Annotated in this window: 24 protein-coding genes (1 of these 24 running past the window's edge); 14 read left to right on the forward strand and 10 right to left on the reverse strand. The window is 44.4% G+C overall.

All coding sequences use genetic code 11. The annotated features are described in order from the left end of the window. A protein-coding gene (locus tag BQ5453_RS06685) for a ComEC/Rec2 family competence protein (RefSeq protein WP_071122613.1) crosses the window boundary here: on the forward strand, positions 1-1,774 show its 3' portion. 416 nt of this gene lie to the left of the window's left edge; the window shows 1,774 of its 2,190 coding nt (coding positions 417-2,190); its start codon lies off the left edge, out of view; the stop codon is at positions 1,772-1,774. A gap of 32 nt (positions 1,775-1,806) precedes the next feature. On the opposite strand, the gene BQ5453_RS06690 is transcribed toward BQ5453_RS06685, so the two are convergent. The 3 genes from BQ5453_RS06690 to BQ5453_RS06700 all read right to left on the reverse strand — a co-directional run bounded on the left by BQ5453_RS06690 (position 1,807) and on the right by BQ5453_RS06700 (position 4,118). After that, positions 1,807-2,325 carry a uracil-DNA glycosylase family protein gene (locus tag BQ5453_RS06690; protein ID WP_235860063.1) on the reverse strand — a complete coding sequence of 173 codons (519 nt, stop codon included), beginning with the start codon at positions 2,323-2,325 and terminating at the stop codon, positions 1,807-1,809. 152 nt (positions 2,326-2,477) lie between these two features. Next, a complete protein-coding gene (trxB, locus tag BQ5453_RS06695) occupies positions 2,478-3,434 on the reverse strand; it encodes a thioredoxin-disulfide reductase (RefSeq protein ID WP_022101537.1) in 957 nt (318 codons plus the stop codon). A gap of 42 nt (positions 3,435-3,476) precedes the next feature. Next, entirely contained in the window at positions 3,477-4,118 is a 642-nt protein-coding gene (locus BQ5453_RS06700) for an outer membrane lipoprotein periplasmic chaperone LolA1 (protein WP_083361144.1), read from the reverse strand. Between the two features lie 1,365 nt (positions 4,119-5,483). Here BQ5453_RS06700 and BQ5453_RS06705 point away from each other — a divergent pair. The 3 genes from BQ5453_RS06705 to BQ5453_RS06715 are packed head-to-tail and all read left to right on the forward strand — an operon-like array spanning position 5,484 to position 6,500. Continuing rightward, positions 5,484-6,065 carry a hypothetical protein gene (locus tag BQ5453_RS06705; protein WP_022121709.1) on the forward strand — a complete coding sequence of 194 codons (582 nt, stop codon included), beginning with the start codon at positions 5,484-5,486 and terminating at the stop codon, positions 6,063-6,065. Further along, entirely contained in the window at positions 6,065-6,319 is a 255-nt protein-coding gene (locus tag BQ5453_RS06710) for a DUF6926 domain-containing protein (protein ID WP_010537207.1), read from the forward strand. Before BQ5453_RS06705 ends, BQ5453_RS06710 begins: the two co-directional genes overlap by 1 nt. 4 nt (positions 6,320-6,323) lie before the next feature. Beyond that, positions 6,324-6,500 (forward strand): hypothetical protein, encoded by a 177-nt coding sequence (locus tag BQ5453_RS06715; RefSeq protein WP_010537206.1) that lies wholly within the window; start codon positions 6,324-6,326, stop codon positions 6,498-6,500. A gap of 288 nt (positions 6,501-6,788) precedes the next feature. On the opposite strand, the gene BQ5453_RS14085 is transcribed toward BQ5453_RS06715, so the two are convergent. After that, on the reverse strand, positions 6,789-6,968 hold the full coding sequence (locus BQ5453_RS14085; protein WP_022121710.1) for a hypothetical protein: 180 nt from the start codon (positions 6,966-6,968) through the stop codon (positions 6,789-6,791). A gap of 282 nt (positions 6,969-7,250) precedes the next feature. On the opposite strand from BQ5453_RS14085, the gene BQ5453_RS06725 reads away from it, so the two are divergent. From BQ5453_RS06725 to BQ5453_RS06740, 3 genes are all read left to right on the forward strand, one after another. After that, on the forward strand, positions 7,251-7,634 hold the full coding sequence (locus BQ5453_RS06725; RefSeq protein ID WP_022121712.1) for a single-stranded DNA-binding protein: 384 nt from the start codon (positions 7,251-7,253) through the stop codon (positions 7,632-7,634). Positions 7,635-8,635: 1,001 nt separating this feature from the next. Beyond that, positions 8,636-9,214 carry a hypothetical protein gene (locus BQ5453_RS06735; protein ID WP_022121713.1) on the forward strand — a complete coding sequence of 193 codons (579 nt, stop codon included), beginning with the start codon at positions 8,636-8,638 and terminating at the stop codon, positions 9,212-9,214. Between the two features lies 1 nt (position 9,215). Beyond that, on the forward strand, positions 9,216-9,716 hold the full coding sequence (locus tag BQ5453_RS06740; protein WP_022121714.1) for an SLOG family protein: 501 nt from the start codon (positions 9,216-9,218) through the stop codon (positions 9,714-9,716). 208 nt (positions 9,717-9,924) lie between these two features. Here the strand turns inward: BQ5453_RS06740 and BQ5453_RS06745 are convergent, their stop codons facing one another. Then, complete coding sequence (locus BQ5453_RS06745) at positions 9,925-10,503, reverse strand: DUF6642 family protein (RefSeq protein WP_022121716.1); 579 nt, start codon at positions 10,501-10,503, stop codon at positions 9,925-9,927. 11 nt (positions 10,504-10,514) lie between these two features. After that, positions 10,515-11,150 carry a recombinase family protein gene (locus BQ5453_RS06750; RefSeq protein WP_022121717.1) on the reverse strand — a complete coding sequence of 212 codons (636 nt, stop codon included), beginning with the start codon at positions 11,148-11,150 and terminating at the stop codon, positions 10,515-10,517. A gap of 244 nt (positions 11,151-11,394) precedes the next feature. On the opposite strand from BQ5453_RS06750, the gene BQ5453_RS06755 reads away from it, so the two are divergent. From BQ5453_RS06755 to BQ5453_RS06785, 7 genes are all read left to right on the forward strand, one after another. After that, the gene (locus tag BQ5453_RS06755) at positions 11,395-12,519 is read left to right on the forward strand and encodes a hypothetical protein (protein WP_143033324.1); all 1,125 of its coding nucleotides are present in this window, start codon (positions 11,395-11,397) and stop codon (positions 12,517-12,519) included. An 11-nt stretch (positions 12,520-12,530) separates the two neighbouring features. Then, on the forward strand, positions 12,531-12,977 hold the full coding sequence (locus BQ5453_RS06760; protein ID WP_022121719.1) for a hypothetical protein: 447 nt from the start codon (positions 12,531-12,533) through the stop codon (positions 12,975-12,977). A 15-nt stretch (positions 12,978-12,992) separates the two neighbouring features. After that, positions 12,993-13,352, forward strand: coding sequence for a hypothetical protein (locus BQ5453_RS06765; RefSeq protein ID WP_022121720.1), 360 nt, complete (start codon positions 12,993-12,995; stop codon positions 13,350-13,352). Positions 13,353-13,457: 105 nt separating this feature from the next. Further along, the gene (locus BQ5453_RS06770) at positions 13,458-13,871 is read left to right on the forward strand and encodes a hypothetical protein (protein WP_071122617.1); all 414 of its coding nucleotides are present in this window, start codon (positions 13,458-13,460) and stop codon (positions 13,869-13,871) included. 96 nt (positions 13,872-13,967) lie between these two features. Next, complete coding sequence (locus BQ5453_RS14385) at positions 13,968-14,828, forward strand: hypothetical protein (protein WP_022121722.1); 861 nt, start codon at positions 13,968-13,970, stop codon at positions 14,826-14,828. 245 nt (positions 14,829-15,073) lie between these two features. After that, on the forward strand, positions 15,074-16,540 hold the full coding sequence (gene mobV, locus BQ5453_RS06780) for a MobV family relaxase (RefSeq protein ID WP_071122618.1): 1,467 nt from the start codon (positions 15,074-15,076) through the stop codon (positions 16,538-16,540). 29 nt (positions 16,541-16,569) lie between these two features. Next, complete coding sequence (locus tag BQ5453_RS06785; RefSeq protein ID WP_071122619.1) at positions 16,570-17,973, forward strand: OmpA family protein; 1,404 nt, start codon at positions 16,570-16,572, stop codon at positions 17,971-17,973. Positions 17,974-18,067: 94 nt separating this feature from the next. Here BQ5453_RS06785 and BQ5453_RS14455 read toward each other — a convergent pair whose 3' ends face one another. The 4 genes from BQ5453_RS14455 to BQ5453_RS06805 are packed head-to-tail and all read right to left on the reverse strand — an operon-like array spanning position 18,068 to position 21,071. Next, positions 18,068-18,571: a hypothetical protein gene (locus BQ5453_RS14455; RefSeq protein ID WP_071122620.1), complete on the reverse strand. Its 504-nt coding sequence runs from the start codon at positions 18,569-18,571 to the stop codon at positions 18,068-18,070. Positions 18,572-18,584: 13 nt separating this feature from the next. After that, a complete protein-coding gene (locus BQ5453_RS06795; protein ID WP_161942404.1) occupies positions 18,585-19,223 on the reverse strand; it encodes a PP2C family protein-serine/threonine phosphatase in 639 nt (212 codons plus the stop codon). After that, positions 19,223-20,074: a nucleotidyl transferase AbiEii/AbiGii toxin family protein gene (locus tag BQ5453_RS06800; RefSeq protein WP_071122621.1), complete on the reverse strand. Its 852-nt coding sequence runs from the start codon at positions 20,072-20,074 to the stop codon at positions 19,223-19,225. Before BQ5453_RS06800 ends, BQ5453_RS06795 begins: the two co-directional genes overlap by 1 nt. Then, complete coding sequence (locus BQ5453_RS06805) at positions 20,052-21,071, reverse strand: type IV toxin-antitoxin system AbiEi family antitoxin (protein ID WP_071122622.1); 1,020 nt, start codon at positions 21,069-21,071, stop codon at positions 20,052-20,054. Before BQ5453_RS06805 ends, BQ5453_RS06800 begins: the two co-directional genes overlap by 23 nt. Positions 21,072-21,498 lie beyond the last annotated feature (427 nt).

Raw genomic sequence — 21,498 nt, forward strand, 5'->3', positions numbered from 1 at the left:
CAAGATGCAATCAGGCAAGCGTCCGGCTGGCAATCCTGGCGACTTTGACTATGCGCACTACCTGTTGACGCATGGATTAAGTGGTAGTTGCTACGTATGGCGTGGCAAGTGTGAACTGTTAGGTGATGATGCACAAGCAAGCATAAGTTGGCAATCTCGCCTGTTGCGCTGGCGTCACAAGTTGGCAGTAGCTTACGAACCTTATTTTGACAAGGGACAACAAAGTCTGTTAGCTGCATTAACTTTGGGCGATAAGACTATGCTTGATGAAGACACACGTCAATTATTCTCAAATTTGGGCGTGAGCCATGTGCTTGCGTTATCGGGACTGCACCTCGGCATATTACTGAGTTTGTTCAATATGTTGTGCTTGCGTCACTTGCGTCGTACCCACTTGCGCATAATAGCGTCCATTTTCATCGTATTTGCCATGTGGGCATTCGCCTTCTTGACCGGAGCCCCCTTATCGCTGTTGCGTGCAGTGTGCATGTTCACTTGTATGCAAATAAGCATTTGCTTGCAGCGGTCGAGTGCTTCCACCCTCAACAGTTTGTCCTTAGCCGCCATCATATTGCTTTTGGCAGACCCCATGTCGCTGTTCGATGTTGGTTTTCAATTATCCTTTATGGCGGTAGCCGGTATTGTGTTTGTTGGGCGTTATGTTTGGCAGCGTTATCCTTTGTCGCTTTATAATGTGGGCACAATGCTGCAAGTTTATCAGCAACCGCGTCCCAAGGGCATGTCATACGCCACGTATGCAAAACAATACTGTTTGCCTTGGTTGCAGTTGCAGAGCACCAAAGTATGTTGGAATTTCTTTCGCCACATACTCGTGCCGTTTGTTTGTGTCTCGTTAAGTGCACAATGGGCCACAGCGCCACTTGTGCTTTATTACTTCCATACCCTTTCCCCCTATGCCTGGTTAGCCAACTTTGTAGTCATACCATCAGCCTATGTGCTGCTTGGCGGAGCATTGTTATTCTTCGCCCTTCCCTTCGCGGTTGTACAGCACGTATTAGCTTCGATCATGTCGTGTACAATCAACGCCATGACGTCAGCCCTGACCAGTATGCAGGTATGGCCTTTTTCCACACTCACATTCTATCCCACACCATATACACTGTTGGCAATATGGCTCGTGCCCGTATTAGTCTACGCGTTTGCCGCGGCACGTCGTCGGCGGTTGAGGTTGCGTGTGTTGTGCAGCGTGTTCCTTGTCCTAACGTTAAGTGTCGTTACCGAAGTGTACAGAGTAGGCACCGACAAGCGTGTGTCACCCCAAATATGGGTATATGCCAATAAGCAAGCCACCTTGGTGCATTTCATAGTTTCGGCGCAAGAGTCATATCTTGTGTCAACCCTGCCGCCGCAGGCCATTAGCAAAATGGTTGGGCAATTAAATCGCAATTACTGGCAACCACATCACATTGCGCCACCCGAACAGATAGTGAGTTCAGATGCGCGTACCAAGTTTTTTCAGAAAAAAGGCAACAGCTGTCTGTTGGGCAGCAAACGTATTATGCTTTGTGCCACATCAGTAGCGTTAACATGCAGCCGTCCGGCCAATCCATACCCACTTGACCTGTTAATCGTATCGCGTGGTTGTATCGACAGTTTCGAAGCCATGCAGTCCTATTTTACGCCAGGCCAAGTCGTGTTAGCCTCCTCCCTGCCGTTGTGGCAACGCAGTGCATGGCGCACAGCCTGTCAGCGCGCGGGCGTACCCTGTCATGATGTGGCCGAGAGCGGAGCGTACAATTTCGTTGTACGGTAGCGAACTGCAAATACAGCATAGCACGCCCCTTGTCAGATGCCCAATTCACATTCCAGCATGGTACGATAAAAAGCCGTTTTCTTCTCCAAGGCCAGAGGATAGGCCCGGCTGCTGCTTGGCATGCGGTAGAGCCGCATATTCCTCCCTTCAAATTCAAAATCGACGTATTGTCCCACCTTGGGCTCCGCCACCGCAAAGTGCGCTCGTAGCGTGTCCGTAGCCTTTTGTCCTGTAGTCACGATGGCATGGCAGTGTGGCAACTGGTGTAAAAGTCCGTCAATGTCGGTATGTTCCACCACCTCCAGAAATTTGTCCGAAGCATTGTCTTGCAAACGGTTAACGGCGCATGCAGTATCATAAAGAGCCACGCCCTTTTCGCGCAAGAAAGTCTCAAGCAGCGGTTTATTAAAGCGCTTGTGCGCTGTGTCAACAAAGTAATCCTTATTGTCAAAGAAAACGAGTCCGAATATGCGCCACATGTCATTCTGCATATTCGGGTAGAAGAAGTCTATTGACCAGCGTTTCTTAGGCGGTGGAAAACTGCCCAACATCAGAATGTGAGCGTTCTCAGGCAAAAAAGGTTGAAGAGGGTGACGTTCCACTGATTGAAAAAATTAAAGTATAAAGCACCCGAGCAACGTATAGTAAGTTGCACACAGGTACTTTATACTCATTGTTGTATAAATATAAGTAAGCCGGTTAATTAGTCGTTCTCCTTCAGGTAACGATCCACCTCGATGCCCGCTTTGCAGCCACTTGCGGCTGCGGTGATAGCCTGTCGGTAGTGAGGGTCAGCCACATCGCCAGCTGCAAACACACCCGGAATGCCTGTGCGTGGCGAGTCACCCTCAGTCATGATATAACCAGTTTCGTCAGTTTTAACCCAAGGCTTGAACAAGTCGCTGTTAGGCTTGTGCCCGATGGCCAGGAAGAAACCATCAATGTTGATGTCATACGTGCGCTCATCAGCCTCGCCTTTACGGTAAACCACGTGTGCGCCTTCTACGCCATCTTCGCCAAAAAGACCGAGCGTGTTAGTCTCAAACAACACCTCAATTTTGGGATTGTTCAGTACACGGTCCTGCATGGCTTTAGACGCACGCAGGTAAGGCTTGCGCACAATGAGGTAAACTTTGCTGGCCAGTCCGGCAAGGTAAGTAGCCTCCTCGCACGCCGTATCGCCGCCGCCCACTACGGCCACCACCTTTTTGCGGTAGAAAAAGCCGTCGCACGTAGCACATGCGCTCACCCCCTGTCCTTGATATTTCTTTTCGTCGCTCAAGCCAAGGTATTTGGCCGAAGCACCGGTAGCAATAACCAGTGTGCGGCATTTAACCACCGTGTCATCGTCGAACCACAAAGTGTAGGGCGATTGGCTGAGGTCCACTTTGGTAGCTGTGGCAGTGCGTATGTCAGCGCCAAATCGTTCAGCCTGTTTGCGCATGCTGTCCATCAGTTCGTTAGCGTCAATGCCATCGGCAAATCCCGGAAAGTTCTCCACTTCCGTGGTAATAGTAAGTTGTCCGCCCGGCTGCAGTCCTTCATAAATGATAGGTTGCAGTCCGGCTCTTCCGGTATAAATGGCTGCTGTATAGCCCGCGGGGCCAGAGCCTAAAATAATACACTGCTCTATTTTAGCGTTCTCAGTGTTAGTAGTCATTGTGGTTATTATAATGAATTGTTTCGAGTAAAAGTTTGTGCGTTATCTCAAATCTACCACTTCAATGCCAGGGTGATCCTTACTGTTAAATCGGAAGGTAGCATCGCCCCAGTGCTTGTGTGTCCTCAGGCTTCCCACCCGAATGCGAGTCCATTCGCCGTGGTTGTCCTTCATACGTATGGAGTAGGGCAGTTGCGTATGTTTGTCAATGACGGCAATGATCAGTTGAATGCCCATACCCTTGTTTTGTGCAATCATGCGCACCTCGTGGCAAGCCTTGCCGTGGTAGGTCGTGTTGGCCAGTTTAAGGTTATAGCCATGTTTGTAAAGGTTGACAAAGGTATACGGATTAACCTGCTGCAGTTCAGCTGCGGTAGGGTTACTCACGTTCACCTCGTCGCTGCCGTGCAGCAAAGTCCACTGCGTGCGGCCGTCAAACCACGTAGTCAGTGCGTTCGAAGCAATTTTGAATTTATTGCCCTGCACCAAAATGTGTCCGTTAGCCGTGCCAGCCTCATGTTGTCCTTTGAATTGTGTGCCTTCAAATGTAGTCTCAATGCCGCCACTATTCTTAAGTTTATTAGCTGTTTGGTCAAGCACTTGTCGTGCTGTCTGTGCAAAGCTTGTAGCGCCGATGGCACATGCGGCGCATATAGTCATGAATACGCGTTTAATCTTCATCATGTATGTTCGTATTAAGGTTGACAGGCGCCCCTCTGTATAAAATACGTGCAGCCTATCTTTTGCAAAGATAGTGCAAGGTGAGTGCAAAGATGCAAGTTTACTTGCGATCTTTGCCGAGGTGCAGCCTATCTTCTGCAAAGATAGTGCAAACAGAGAGCAGAACGTCAAGCTTGCTTGAACGTTATGCCGAGGTGCAGCCTATCTTCTGCAAATATAATGTTTTATTTGTAAATAGCCCTCCATTTGCCATTCTATAACAAAGCTCCAAAGTTTTCTTTGGTGTATTTGTATTTAATAATATCAAATTGTATTAAATTATACCTTAATATTACATTTAGCTAACCAAACAAAGTGGGTCTTAGGATAAAAGTGTTATCTTTGTAGCGTCTATACCTATGCCGGAAGCCCTAATGGGCAGAGGTCGGGCAGACATATATACATATAAGGCGTAACTGTACGCTTTGGTTTTGACTTGTTAGAACTTCGCAAACTCTTAACTGTTCGTCAAAGACAAAGCAACGGGAACGCCTCATGGGGTGTATTATATACAACTCTCATTGGCTTCGGACAATTCTGTTGTTCGTTGTCAAGAGTGTTTTCTGTATACTTACACTGGCGTGGGGCTTTCGGCGTTGTATCAGCGTTGTACATTGAAAGACGATATTTCTTATTTGTTACCTACTTGATTATCAGCAGGTACAGGAAAACTCAAACGTAAGCATCATTTTATTGGGTGACAAGAAAGAACCAACAAAATGAAAAACAAATCTTGTGCAACAAATTTTGCTACCCAACAACCATTTTCCCTGTTACTTTTACTTCAAGAACCATTTTTACTGGCGGAAAGAAAAAAGATGTGTTACTTGTCTATGGCTACCAACCAAAGCCAATACACAAATATAAATTCATTCATCTTAGGATATATATACTAATGGATTGGATGAACTGAACGAATTGCGGAGCGATAGCCCAATCGTGCCATGTGCAGTATTGGGTTGTCGCTCTCTTTCTTTCCGCCAGTAAGAACTCTTGTATGATTTCTGTTACTTTCCACTTGTAATCGCTTGTTTCAAGTCGTTCTTGTCTCTTTTTATCCTCATATCTCAACTTTTCTAATTGTTACTCCGTTACCTGAATCTTCATCACCATTTCTGGGCTTTGATAAATTTGGTTGCAAAGGTAATGTCTGTACCCATATTCCTTGCAAGGTCAGTGCCTATGGTCTCTTGCTAAAATCTCCACCTTGCAGGTTGTATTTTAGCAGAGAACCTTGCAGGAAAAGCACAGACACCTTTTGAGGCAACAAAATTTAAATCAATCCCGAAATTGCAGATGCAAAATTAGGGAATAAAAAAATGAAGACTTATGGCAAACATTTGTGACACTCAGTACAAGGTGATGGGCGAACGCAAGGCGGTAGCCGACCTTTGGAACACGCTCCAAACAATGGAGGTGAACACCAAGAACGTACATCTCTACAAGTTGGCGGAACACTATGGCATCGACTATGAGAAGATGGGCATATCGGTAAGAGGATATATCTATTGGGCAGAGTTTGAGGCAGACGAGGACATCTGCTTGTTGTCCTTTGACACCGAAAGTGCATGGTCTGCCTGTGAGGAGTTCTTTGATGAATTGAACAAAGTTCTTGGTGGAGAACTTTCCGTCAGTTATCGTGAGATAGAATGTGGATGCGACATTTTCTATGTCCATGACGAGCAAGGCTTCTTCCCAGAGGAATGCTGTGTGAGTTCTTCGGGTGAGCCTTTCGAGGATGCTTGTGAGGATATCTTTAACACTTGCCAAGATGCTATTGCCAAGTGGTGTGAGAAGATGGGTATCTCGCAAGGTGACAGAACCGAAGATGAAATGATGGACTTCATCAACGGCTATGAGTATGAGAACGAGGACACCTATTATTATATAAACAAGTTCACGTTTGACTGATGGAAAGATTTGAGACGATAGAGAAAATCCCCACATGGGCATTATGCTACATCATCAATGGCGACCCTACGGGATTGAGTGATGAAGACATCAAGATGGTTGATGGCTTCATGCAGAAATGGCAAGTGGAGATTGTTTCTCCACTCAGCCAAGATGGAAACGCATCATTCTCACACTATCCTGCCTTTGGACTACCTGCCGAGGTTGAGGATTGCAAGGTGATTTATCATTCGGAGAACCCACAAACTTTATAGAGCTATGTTTGAATACGAAGAATTGACCGACATTATCGGTTGCAGTTGCACACTGCTGATACCCTACAGAGGACGCACAGAAGGTTTCGTGGTTGCAGACTATGGTGAGGACATCGTAGTGAAATTGCGCAATGGCAAGGAAATTGTAGAAAGACGTGATGACGTTCTTGTCTATGACTGACGAAAAGGATGCTTGGTGAAGGTTATACTCGCCAGGCATCTTTTTTCTTTCCGCCAGTAAAAGCCCTTTTGTATGTAACGGCAAACTCCCTTCATCGTTTGCCGATAAACTTTTATATGGCTATGCTTTGATGGTTGTATTCGCCAAATGGCGACCTGCCTCTTTGTATGAGATAAAATCTGCGACTACGCCTTTCTTGGAGCTTTTCGTGCAATGAAGCCTTTTGTCTGAGGATGGATCTTGTTTGCAGCATTGCGATTGTAGTTGGTTGCTCATGCTTACCTTCCTCTACAAATAGGAGTAGCCTTCGAAGCTGGTTCTCCTTCTGCTTGTCTTTGTCAATATGCTCATGCGACCACCCTCCATGCAGAAAAGTGTATTGCCTGTTGGTTTACCATTGTTTATGACGGCACACGACATGGAAACGTGTTTTGCATTGGTGATGGTTACTGCAAATGATTGAGCCATACGATGCTGTTACGGTATTCTTGCGTCCTTTTTTGAATTACCGATTTTTTGAAGCCACTATTTTTCCTATGCAAAGGTAGCGTGATGCTTCGACAGATGGAATCCGTCTTGTGCGGTCGCTTCGCTGTGACCAATAAAATAGCCGATAATCTTCCTTTTTCTCCTCACCGCCAACAGAAAACGAGTATTATAGTCGATTTTCATGGTGCTGCCCTCATGTGCCACATCCCTGCTCTTGGATTGCATGTAAAAATTAAGTTTCACTTCAAAAAGTAATTCAATATGAAAAAGATCGAGAACACTTTCGTTGTAACAGGATTCGTAGGCAACAACGCAGAAATCCGTCAGTTCACCAACGCTTCTGTAGCACGTTTCTCATTGGCAGTCAGCCGTCAGGAGAAGAATGGTGAGGAAACCAACAGAGTATCAGCTTTCATGAACATGGAGGCATGGCGCAAGAACGAGCATGTTGATTCTTTCGACAAGCTGCAGAAGGGAACCATGCTCACCGTCGAGGGCTACTTCAAGCCAGACGAGTGGGTTGATCAGCAAGGCACCAAGCACAACCGCATCGTCTTCATCGCAAACAAGTTCTATCCTACACCAGACAAGGAGGAAGCTCCAGCGGCAGAGCCTGAAAAGCCTACCAAGAAAGGCAAGAAATAGGATTTCTTCATTCTCTCCAATAAACAAAGCGGCTTCGGTCGCTTTTGTTTTGCTCATACAACCATGTTTACTTTTATAGCCACTATTAGCAAGTTTACTCTTATAACCGCATGCGTACTGCTATTATAAGCGTCAAGCCGTCTTCCCTTTTTATTACTTTTCCCCACCCATCTGCGAAACCGCACCAACAGTTCGTCAAAGCGACATTCTTTATTTATCGGGAGTAAGATCCCGAAAGATGAAGAATGACCATTTGCCGAAGGACAAGCACGAACAGAATGGCATTGGCGAACGGCATCCGTAACGCAACCGTCACTTACATGCTGTCTACCAATGCCATCCCTTTCGTTAAGTTGCTTGTCTGGCTATTGCGCAGTTTCACTCCCACCCATATCTTTTATATTCGCTTCTTGTCTTCCTTTTATAATCCATGGTTTACCCTTTTATAGCCGTCACAAAGATTTTATGCCAAAAGGCTCCTTGACTGTGGCGACCAACTGTCGCTACTGCAATAAGCCACATGGCATGAAGGCAGGAGCGGAAACACACTCGGCATGGATGCCAAGAGAGTTTCCCAATTACTCCTGCCGCATCTTTGTTCCGTCCTTCTGTTATAATCGGCAAGCCATTCTCTCTTTATAGCACTTCGTCCCTCCCTTGCGGAATTGCACCAATGGCGCAGTTCCACACCCACCCTTTTCTAGTTGTAATCTTATGTAGTAGCACTTATAGCCATTTCATTTCGTCCATCGTCTTTGCCGCTTCGGATATTTTCCGCAAAGGTACCAGTTGCATGGCAAATGCCAAATTGGGCCTCATGGATGCTTTTCAAAAAATCTTCCTCTATGTGCCTTGCATATAGAGCGTATTTTTCGCTTCCGATTTGTCTTTTTGCCTTCCAACTCCTTTGCGTGGCGGAAAAATATCCCTTGGGCAAGCCGAAAGGCTTCCGAAAATAGGGAAAATAAATAATCGAGTTTAACGCAAATAATTTTCCGACTATGGCAAGAATGATAGACGACAACACCAAGAGACAGCTGAGCAAGAGGATGGATTTCTTCTTGAAGTATTTTCCTGTGAGGGTTCGCAATGTGGGCGAGGACGCAGTGGCTGCACGCCAACTGATTTGGGCGTTCAAGGATGCAAGGGACAACGCTTTTGAGAAGGTGGCGCAAATGACCGCAGCACATCTTATCAAAGTTTGTGGTGAGAAGATAAAGGACATCGTGTTTGTATGTGTGCCAGCCAGCACCCAAGCCAAGAACGAGAGTCGATACATGGCTTTCTGTAATCGTGTGAGCGAGCTTTGCGGCATCATCAACGGCTATTCGCACATATCCGTTTCAGGCGACCGCTTGGCAGTACACGAGCACCGCCATGACAAGGAAAAGAGCATCACTAAGACACAAGTGATTGAGTTTGATGAAGCCTACTTCAAAGGCAAGGACATCTATGTTTTTGATGATGTGGTAACGACCGGCGCAAGCTATGCCATTTTTGCCAATCAGTTGGAAATGTTTGGCGGAAACGTATTAGGCGGTCTTTTCTTGGGACGCACACACTATAAATATGCAAAGTGATATGGATAAGACAAAGTACATCAAAGCCAATTCCGTGGCTTTTTCGGGACATCGCACGATAGCGGAAGACCGCAAGGACGAGATAAGGAAGAAACTGAGGGGCAAGATAAGGCTGCTCTATGCTATGGGCATCACCAATTTCTATTGTGGCATGGCACTCGGTTTCGATATGTTGGCAGCCGAGGAGGTGATTTCATTGAAAGTGGAACTTCCCAATCTGAAACTTATTGCCGTCATTCCCTATGACGGTCAGAACGAGAGGTGGAGCGCAAGGGAGCAAGACCGCTATTGGGATATTCTTGACAAAGCGGACGATGCTATCCTTTTGAGTAAGTACTATTTCAATGGATGCTTGCTCAGACGAAATGATTATATGCTTTCTCATTCGTGCGGACTGATTGCTTTCTTCGACGGCAAGCCCAAGGGTGGCACGTTCTACACTTGCCGAAAAGCCAAGTCGATGGGGATGGACATCATCAATCTGTACAAGTCACAAGTATAACAAACGAAAACTATAGCGTATGGACGACATCGTATCTTTGTTCGTGGTGTTCTTCGTGTTCAAGGCTTTAGGCGGAACGCTTAAAAGCCTTTTTCACGGAGACAAACGGAATGATTTCAGAAGAGACAGATAAGGAATTGCCTTATCTGCCAAGTATTATGGGCAAGCCATACTGCAAGCATCAGTTGCAGTATGGCTCATCATTTATCTATATTGCACAAAAATCTAATTCGTTCAATAAGGTTTTGTATGTTTTGCGGAACTTACTAATGGTAATATTTTTGATATTGCCTGGCTTGTTGCTTGTTATCAATTCATTCAGTAAAGCCGTGTCAGCTATGGCTGATTTCATTGCATCTATGCTCTTCTTATATCCGCATACCAATTTTGCGCCTGTAATAGACTTGAAGTGCTCAACTTCAGAGGTGTTAGCGAGTGTTTTACAGCAACTAAAGTGAACTATTTTATCACGGAAGAAATCCCCGGCTATATCTGCCAATTCTTGTAAATCAACATTTCCATTCTCTCCCTCTAAACTTATAGAATGAAACCAACCATGACAAGCTATATAAACAATGTCTATTTTATTCCATTCACGTTTGTTCCTGTTGAAATACTCTATGTAGAGTTTCAAATCCTCTTTTGTCAAAATGTGCCTATAAATAGCATCGCATTTATGATATTCTTTCAACATTCTAAGAATAGGCTCGCTATTCAAATCAAAGCGTTCAGGCTTTTTGTGGGTATTGAATTTCCATTCTCCCTCAAAACAAAGTATATTCTTCATAAAATCACCTTTTATATTTCACTTTCATTCTTTGGCTTCCTCTTGCCGAGCGGTCCGCTGAATTTTCCACGGTTCAGCTTCACCCCATACTTGTTGAGTATGCGGAACACCGAGCTGCGGCTCCTGAAGCCGCTGACCTTCCAGATGTCATCGATAGTGTAGTTGTTGTTATACATATTGACGATATTCCTCTCACGGTCAATGCCTTTCTTTGGAGTTGAACTCTTGGCAGGTTTGATACCCGACTTTATATATTCCACATGGGTAGCAGCCTTGCGCAAGGCAACTATCTCTTCGGACAACGAACCGAACATGAAAAGCACATCGGCGATTGATGTACTTGGAAACAACTCCCCCTTTGAGTCAATCTTATCCTGAATGGATATTATCCTTATCACCTTCACCCTGCAAAACTCCAGGAACATCGCTAATTCCCGAACACCACGCAGCGCATTACTGAACTTCGAGATGACCAGTTCGTCACCTCGTTCCAGACAATCCATGAGCTGCTTCCATTCCGGGCGTGTCTTCTCTTGGCTTGCACTATCTTCTATGATACGGCAGCAGCCATACTTCTCCATCCAAGCCCGGTCAAAGGTGAATGTGTCATACTGCTCCGAGTTAAATATGTAACCTACTTTTGCCATAGCTATTATACACTGATTTGTAATTTGCCGACAAAGATACTTATATTCCATCAAAGTATAATCATACTCTGATAATTATTATAGTTAATTAAAGATTGATGTACTGCACTTTCTTGGATATATTATCATTTCATATCATGCTATAAAGTATGAATGAAAATAAAACATAAAGTTTGATTTAGTTTGAATGAATACCCGATAAATAGTCGTAAATTCGCACTGCAAATTTCAAACAAAGTCCGAAATGGAAAGTATAAATATTATCATATCTGCGGCAAAAAGCCGATTGAGGGTGAAGTGCAAACAATCTTGCACTTCAAGTTTTCGCATATCATACTTTGAAGGTAGAAAGCATATGTCCATGTTGTCTGCCATCATACTTGCCATTCTTTTGCTGGCATCCTGTTCAAAAAATGCCAGTGAATCATCTTTCCATGATGCAAGGGAGGCATTGGATGCGCAAAAGGAGTTCCTTTCAAGGATGAAATCAGACAAGGATTTGTCTATGGAACACCTTGCCGACAAAATATCCAAATGGCGTACTTTAGAAGACTCGGTTTCTGTTTGTCTGATGCGAGACACCATCAAAAAGGCACATTCGTTTCCGATGGAAGAATTTTCCAATGTCCATGACTCCATCCGTGACGAGTTTATGCGCATAGCTACCGCCAAGCGAAGGACATTTAAGGATGTGCTCCTGTTGAAGATGAACGCCTCCCCTTATAAAAGTAAGAAGGAAACGGACAGCCTTTCCTTGGTGGCTTCAAAGTTTTTTGAGAGTATGGACACCATACCATTATATAATAAAGGTGACAAGACAAGGATCTTGACCACCTATCATTTCTTCTTGGAGAAGGTGAAGAAGGAAGGCATTGCCAACCAATCACAGTTCCTCGCCTTTCTGAAAACGGAGGATAGGCTGTTCAGGACATTTCTATCTCATCTATACGAGATGAGCGACGTGTCGGTTTCGCATATAACAAGTGGAACAGAAGATGTGTGCAAGATGATTGCTCAATCTTCAAGGAAAGGAAACTTACCGGCAAGGGATGCCGTGGCATATATGGCGGTTCGTACCAATCGAAGAATCATCGCCAATGCGCAGACTTGCGTTGCTGATATTAAGAGTGGAAAGGTTACTTCCGCTGAACAACGGACTGCCTATTTTTGGATGATACTGCAACCATTCCTGTCCATTGATGACTTCGGAATGGCGATGCTTTCAGAGAATCAGCGAAAGGATTTGGTGCAACTGTCAATAGATGCCTTAGGCACAATCGCCTGTCTTAGCCGTTCCTTGCAGATGGACAAGAATATGACAGACGGGTTACCAGATATGTTCATCAAGCTATACATTTCTTCATTATAAACACAATAGTTATGCTGCATAAATTTCTCAACGACTTCCTGGCACTTGCACCATTGCAGTTGCCAGAGCTTATCAACCAGGAGCGCATGGAACAGCCAGTCTATGAAGACGGCTATGTCCTGCTTGACTTCAAATTGGAAAAGCCTTGTCCTCTCGAAGAGGTGATGAACCTGTTCGAAGACCAGATGGAACTGGTCATCCTTTACCACAAGGTGACTTCCATACATACAGAGTTCGGACAGTTCTGCTGTGCCTTCTCCAACCCTAATTTCGGGCGGATGTACAAGATGAATGCCAGTACGGATGCCAATGGAAATGTCCACTCCGTCATGGTGACAATCTATGAGTCCTTGGAGTTCATGTACGGTGACTTGTGCCACGAAATGGAACTGCAAGCGAGGACAGGCTTCTTCAAGTACAAGCGTGACAAGGCGGACATGCTGATGTGTTTCATGTGACATTACGTTCCATTTATGAGCGACATGCAGCTTCAGAACATCGTGGACATCATCCACAAATGCCACACATGGATAGACGTTGGCAGTTCGTTCCATTGGAAAGACACCGCAGTTTCACGGCATGGCATGGTGCTGACCGTCTGCTGTCGGTGTATTACCCTTCGGGCCTGTCATTCCAACAATGATTATGTCCGTGGGCAAGAGTGGCATATTCCCCTGCTTGACATTGACCGAAGTGCCAAGATTCTTATGAGAAAGGATGCTGGTTTCAAGAAACGCCTTGCTTCAAATGCTTTGACAATGGCGGATGTCGAGCGACTTTTCATGGAAGTCACCTATGGAATTATTGAGTTGGAGCTATTCGAAGGTTATTGACCGTTTTACATTACAATTTGATCTATGATATTCAAGATTATCTTTCTTTTCTTCCCTATGTTTCTTCTCTTGGCATCAACGATGTGCTACAGGAAGAACAATCGGATGATGCAGGGATTTTATCTCCGCATGGTGTTTTCGCATAATTTTCGAAAACTGTACACATTGCTGTTGCTGATGGCAATATTGATGTTCAGTTTCGTGGCATATCAAGTACAGCCCAACGAGATTGGTGCTCATGTAACGGCACTGTTGGCATTGTTGCTGTTCAAGTTCTCTTATGCAGACAATCTGCTGCATAGGTTGCATGACAACAGAAAATCACGTGCCATCGCTTTTACAGCCTCATTGGTGTTCATGTTCACTCCCCATTTGTACACATTGGGGGTGATGGTAGGCTTGCTCTTGGTGGCATCCATCTACTATCCGTCCTCAAAGGTCATCTTCAAGGCACAGTGTCCTGACAGTGGCAGACACTTGGCGCAATGTCATGAGGACATCGTAAACTTCTACTTTTAGTCCATTCTTGGAAAATGCCACTTGGTACTGGCACATTCTACAACACTCAGTCTAAAATGAGAATCATTATTTCACAATATCAACAAGACATTTTCAATGAAACATATACCAAAGGAAAATATAAAGGTAAGTCTCTCTGTCGGCTTCCTGGCATCTCTCCAGGACCGACATAACGAGCGGTATTCCAAACACGAAGCGTTCTGCTATCTGCTGGACAAGGCTTGTGAGCACTACATGCCGAAAGCCGTAAGCAAGGAAGTGGCAGACGAATTGAAAGATTTTCAGTTTATCACAACCAAAACTCAACTTGCGGAGGACTGGCATTGGCATCGTGCCACCGTGCGTCAGTTCCTCGAAAAATTAACGGAACATGGGCTGATACACTGCAAGGAGTTTGAAACGAAATACACCATCATCACGATGATTGGCATGAAGGACGGTAACGTTCCAACAATGCGAAATAACATATTGGAACCAATCATCCGTTTCACAATGGACAGTTGGTTCAATGGCACTTCCACCACAGAAGAGACAGCCGTTGTATGTAGGCAGATTATAAAGGGTGCGGTAGCATTATCGCAAGAAAACAACTCTGCTTCTACATCATCTGACAACCAACTTTCATCTGATGATATTGCCACTTGTATGATTGGCAGACTCGTGGATAGCATCTCACTCATAGGTGAGAAAGAACGCAGCAAACACCAGTTGTGTAAAGCAATCTTTAACTTCTTTGCTCATGTCCTCAATCGAGACTGGCTCCAGTTGTTCCTTCTGATAAAGGAACTGCCCGACATCGCCAGTCATGGAAAGGCTGCTTCCGTCAAATTGAACACAGCTGAAGACATGAGCCTTTTCCAATCCCTGTGTTCCGCTTATAAGGTTTGCTGTCCTACCTCAACAGTTGAGACAGCTGCTAAGCCAGTTGTAACCGCCAAGGCGGACAACCATAAGTAGAGTTCATTCTGTTCCATTATAGCTGCCTTACGGACATTCTCCTTTTAAGACCTCACGGTTCGGTACTGGCATATCGCACTCATCGTGGCTTGCCTTTTTTAGCGCATCGGGCTTGCCCGCTGTTCACGAATTTAGGGAGTGTGGTAACTCATTACCCCTACGACCTAAAAGTCTTCGGGAGAGTGTCCGCCAAGGCAGCAAGCTGGGACACTGTTTTTACTGACACATATAAGCATATCAGAGATATGGAAAGAATAGCAAAGCAGGTTTTGAACGTCAGGGGACGTAAGGGATGCGCCGCCGCTCTCAGCCGCGAATATCAGCGCAACTGGAGCGACCGGGCTTGGCAGGTAGCTATTGCCAAAGGTAACTATGACCTCGGCAGACAGCATCTGAACTTTCAGATTTCCAAGGGAGGCAAGATAGCACCTATCGACAAGAGCAAGTCCATCCCACAGATGATGGCTGAGAACTTGGCTGTTCGTGGCATCAAGGACAAAAATGAGGGATTGGCTGAGCCACGTTTCAGAACGGTGGCGGACTTCATCTTCAGCGGTTCACAATGGAAGATGCGTGAGCTTGCCTTCGGTGACCAAGAGGTAGTCTTCAAGCCCGGCGACAACAAGGAGAATTATGCCGTCAAGCGTATGCCTGAGATTGAGCAATGGGCGACGGACATTTATAATTTTGTCGCAGGAAAGTATGGTGAGGAGAATATCGTTGCCTTCTATGTACACTTGGACGAGACTTCACCACACATCCATTGCGTTCTTCTGCCAATCAAGGACGGCAAGTTTGCCTTCAAAGAAATCTTCGCAGGTGCCAACAATCGGGAATATAGTCAACGTACATCGAAACTTCATGACGAGTTGGCGATGGTAAATGAGCCTTGGGGACTGGTGCGTGGAACGAGCCAAACGGAGACTCGGCAACGACACAGACCTACGGAGGAATACCGCAAGCACCTGTCCGAGGAATGTTCTTCAAAGGAAGAGGAACTGGACAACCTTAGCAAGGCTGTAAGTGATCTTCGGGTGGAAATAGCACTGGCAGAACGTCGTGTGAAAGGTCTCTCTTCCATGGTGGAACATCTGGAAGAAGAGAAACATCAGAAGATGTTGGAGATTGACAAGTTGAAGATGCAGATTGCCAACAAGGAAGGAGATAGTTCCATCTTGTCGCAGAAGTTGGAAAAATTACAAAATGAGTTGGCTTCCGTTGATGAGAAACTGGCAGACAAGAAAGACAAGCTCGCTGTAGCTGACCGGCAGTTGGATGAGTTGAACAAAGACATGGAGTTTGTCAAGGAGAGGACAGAGACGCTTCGACGGGATGCCATGCAGTTCTCTCGTGAAGCTCAGACTGGTGCTGGTACACTTATCAAGACAGCTATGTTGGAAAGCATGGTCACTGACTACCGTTCCAAGATGGCATCGTTGCCACCTGAAACCAAAGTCGCATTTGACGGCTCGCCATTGGAAACCATAGCCGAGCACACTGCCGAAGTTCTGCATTGTGCCACATTGTTGTATCTTGGCTACATCGACCAAGCCACGACATTCGCCGAAGGGCAAGGTGGCGGAGGCGGTGGCAGCAATGACATGAAATGGGGGCGCAACGATGACGAGGATGACAGGCGTTGGGCGCACCGTTGCCTTGCGATGGCAAACAGGATGATGCGACCGAAAGGCAGCAAGAGTAGAAAGCGTTAATAGAAAGAATAATCGACAAATTGAAATTTATGATTAGAAAAGCAATATTTATGATGGCATTGTGCGTGTGCGGACAATTACACGCCAATGCAGAGACTATGGATGATGGCACGGATGATTTGGTACCGTCTGGCATAAATGAGGATATGCTCCGACAGATAGAGCCTACATACCTCAAAGAGGTAGCTGTACCTTCTGCATGGTCTTCCAACTGGTTCGTTGGTATGTCTGGTGGCATATCAACCTTTGTAGGAAAGCCGCATGGTACAGGGAACTTGTTCGACAGGATGAAACCTTCCCTAGCAATAGAGGCAGGAAAATGGTTCACGCCAGAGATTGGTGGTCGATTTAGTTTCCAAGGTTTTCAGTTCAAGGATGCCAGCAAGAATGTCCGTGATTACAAGATGTTTCATGCGGATTTTCTTTGGAATGTGACCAACAGTTTTGTCAAAGACCATGCCACCACACAAAGATGGGGATTCATTCCGTATGCTGGTTGCGGTATTATCCATAACGAGGATAACGGCAAGAGTCCGTTTGTCATCAACTATGGTGTGATTGGACAATATCGTTTAACAAAGCGTTTAGCGGTAAACATGGAATTGGGTGGCGCAACCACATTCCGTGACTTTGATGGTGTGGGCGCATCCAACAAGTTTGGTGACAATTTGTTCACCTTGTCTGCCGGACTGACTTTCAATATCGGGAAGGTCGGTTGGAAGAAGGTTGTAGATGCCGCTCCTTATATCAACCAGAACAAATGGCTGGCAGATTACACCAAAGATTTGTTGGCTCGCAACCAAAAGTTAAGCAAAGCTCATGCGGAGGATGCCAATGCCATCGCTGAAATGAGAAAGATCTTGGAGATTGAAGGATTGCTGAAAGCCTATGCCGACCGCCTGACATATTATGCGGATAGTACGGAGTATCGCATATACCCGAAAAACAACTACAGCGGTTTGAACTCGCTCCGTGCAAGATTGGCTCACAAGGATTGGAATGGCATGGGGAAGCCAAAAACAAGCCGCTCTCTGGAGTATAGTTTCTCCGTTTCTGATTCTGTTTCTTGGAACAAATACGTTGCAGAAATGGCAGGTGGAACCAAGTGCATCGGTTCGCCAGTGTTCTTCTTTTTCAAGATTGGAACCACGCAGTTGGCTGACGTTTCACAGATGGTAAATTTGGATGAGCTTGCTCGTGTAGCAAAGGCTTATCATCTCAAAATTTTCGTTGTTGGTGCTGCCGACAGTGCCACAGGAAACGATGGCATCAACAATCCTCTCAGCAAGTCAAGAGCGGATTATATCACGCAACAGCTTGTGGCAAGAGGCATTGACAAGTCCATGATAATATCAAAAAGTAAGGGCGGTATTGATAAGTATTCACCAATTGCAGTCAACCGTCATACGGCTGTCAGACTATTTGCACAGTAAATATGTTTTACTATCATTCATACGATAAGCGGTAATCTGCAAAACAATGATTATCAAAAGAAAGAGTCCGTTCGTGATGAATGGGCTCTTTCTGCTATTGGTTGTTTTGTTCTTTCTTCTGTCGCAATATCTTGTTTATGACAGTGATGACTTGCTCTTGTATATAAGCTTTGAACATCGTGTCATCCTTTATGGCAAAGTCCAACTGTTCATATACTACAGTATTGACAGAACTTCTGAGTTGTTTTAACTTGTCATTTACTGGTATCTGTCGATGGGCTTGCCAATAGAACGTAACTTCATCTTGCACTATCGCTTTCAACACCATTTTCTGTTCACGGCTGAGTTTCTTGAAAGTCTTGTTTTCTCGTTCTTCGTTGTTGCCATATAAAATAGTATCGATATATTCATCGGCATCAACGATCTCAAACTCATTGTCCCCGAAAGGCAAGTCCAAAATCTTCTTGTTGCTTTTCTTCATCTCACCCATGCACTCCTTACAGATGTGTTGGACATGACCTTTCCCCGAAAATGACTCGTTCGACTTGTATTCACCACAAATCTTACAGTAATGTCCTTTATGCTTCTTCTTTGCCATATCTCTTATCTTATCAAGGGTTATGCAACTGTATGAGAATGCAGGATGCATCATCTTCCAAGTATTCTATACGACTTGGCAATTTGTTTTCTACTATAACAGATTCTATGCAATCCTTGGATTGATAAAATCCATCTGTACATAAAAACAACAAGTCCATGTCTGATATTTTCGTTTCTTGAATGGATATAGGGTTGCGGAAACCTCTTCCATTCACACAACGAGTCAGAAAGGTACAATTATCACCTTCCTTCTGGTGGTCTTCAGTAAGTTGATGTATACCTTTTTCTTTTTTGTAATATAGACGAACATTTCCTTGCCATGCGTAATAGGCAGTATCATCTTTTATGTATAAGACGGTAACTGCTGCTCCCATTTTGCAACAAAGAGTCTTGCATTTATCTGCAACTGCAATGTCTGCTTGCTCAAAAGCCTTTGCTAACAGCTCTCTTATATCCACAGAATTATGTTCTGCCAATATTTTATAAATACTTTGTGCAACAGTGGCAGCTGCGATCTCACCATATTGTAAGCCACCCATACCATCGGCAAGGATAGCGATGCAACTCCCATCTTGTAATTGTTTGCACAAGATAAAATCCTGGTTTGTATCACATAAGCCTTTTTGACTACAATAATTTATATCTATCATTATAAATCCCTTTCTTCTGTAGCAGAGCGAAACACTTCTGAAATGACTTGCCATGTTCTCCTTACTTGGTCATAATTCAAACCCGATTGTGAATTGAGAGTTTGGCTTATCAAATAGCTTCTCTCCTCCAACTGCAATTCCTCGTCAATTTTGTCTGCATAATATACAAGTTGGTCTCGGTTCAATAACTTTGCCAAATCGTTTGCCAGCCAATAGCCACCAGCTACATATTCGTCAAAATCTTCCCAATCATACACTTCCATATACGCTTCTCGATCCAAGTTTGCCATAAGGTAGTTGTCCAATATGAACGACATATCCTCTGCATCCTTGTTTGTGGTTAGATGTCTGTCCATCCAAGCATTGAACTTCAGCAAGAATAATCCATGCAAAGAAGCTATCTTTACAGTGAATCTGTCATCAATACTAACTGTTATAGCATCAGAAAGCACTTCGTCAAACCCTTTTACGGACATGGCAATTGTTTCTTCGGGTGGCCAATAGATGTTGTCATCTTCCTTGGCGACATATCCGTATGGAACAACATCTATCTCATAGTCACCATAATAGAAGCGTTGGTGTTTTGCCTTGTCCTTCTCGAAACCATCCGCAATCAAACTATTTTTGATTTTGTCAAATTCCTGCCAGTTTGGAACAGCTATAGCCAGATCCAAGTCTCTTGTCTTTCTACGTGATGACGTGTTCAGCATCTGCTGCATGACTATATCTCTAGCGGTGGCTCCTATGATAAAGAAGTCGTGATCCATTCTACGGAAACTATCTGTAAGTTTCTCCAACAAATCCACAAGAAATGGATTGTTTATCTTTTCACTCGAAATCTTCAAGCTCATTCTTTAATATGCGTTGCGCAGCCTCCAAGCAGCGACTATTGCCACTACCCATCAAGTCTGCATAGATTAATATAGCAGGAACAGTTCTGTTGTCTGTTTCCCAATTCCAAAATTTGTTGTACAGATGAATTTCCCCATTTGCATCTTGCTTGACGACACCTGTTCGTATAAGATGTGCTGCAGGTATTTCCGTGTATATGTCGAAAATTCCTGGTTGTAAGTAGCCATCCGTCAAGTTTGCGGCAGGCTCTCCTCCCCATGACATGCCCTTTGGCAATGCTATGTTTTTCCACTCATTTCTATTCGCTTCTGTTCGAAATGCCATTGCGCCTACCAGCAATTTGGGTTTCAATACTTCATTGTAATTGCTAACCCATAAGTCAAGCAGTTGTTTTTTGTCTTTTATTATGCGACCGTTTTTAGTGTCACAAACAAAACCACGTCTTGCAAGTTCATCCAAAACGTTTTTCACGCTTCCCAAAGATACACCAATTTGCTCTTTTATCTCTCGATAAGGCTTCTTTATATTGTCTGCATTTTGCAACAGATAAAACACGACCTTCAATCCTGCATCTTGAAACACGGGATAGGTTTTCACCTTGGACTCTGTATTTTTCCTTCCTTGATTAAATATTTGGAAAATCAAGTTCCCTGCCTTTGTATATCTGACAAGGCAGTTTCCTGCACAGTCCAGATAGTTGATGCCTCTGTTTGCCAATTCTGTTGATACCTGTGGCGTGACATATTGCGTAACAAGCAAGATTTGCTGCTTGTCATTGTTCATAGTTTGCATAGTAGCTAATGTCGGATTTAATGTGGCCTTGGTTATGTTTTCCCTTACATGACACACAAAATCTACATTCATGATCTTAACAGTGACATCATTTTCATTGGTACAATTTACTTTGACGGCTGTTGTTGACACAACATCCCCCACAGGAAGGCTTGCTCTAAGAGCATCCAATGCTTGGTTTATTATGATATTGTTTGCCATCATTTTATATTATTTGTTCAATATATCAGTTGTGTTCAATTTGATTGAACACTGCAAAGATAATGAACAAAACTTAAACGAACGAACTTTTTGTTCAATATTTCATCTTGTTCAATACTATTTAACATAGTGCGAAGATTGAACAGAGATATTTTCAGAAATACAATTCCCGAAAAGTGACACAAATGACAAAAAACGGGAATGCCCGAACTGTATATGTCGGTTCAAATAAATCTCTATTATCAAAAAGTGGTAATTTTACCACTTTTCGTCACTAGAATATTCCCATACCCTTCATCCTCCCTTGTTTTTCCTTAGCAAATTTAGTTCAGCCCACCAGACTGTCAAGTACCGCCTTGCTATTGGCTGGTTATTTCCTTAGCAGCCTTCCGCCAATCAAAGATTTGGGTATTCCAATGAAATAATCACC

The organism is Prevotellamassilia timonensis (genome assembly GCF_900106785.1).
In the GTDB taxonomy this organism is placed as follows: domain Bacteria; phylum Bacteroidota; class Bacteroidia; order Bacteroidales; family Bacteroidaceae; genus Alloprevotella; species Alloprevotella timonensis.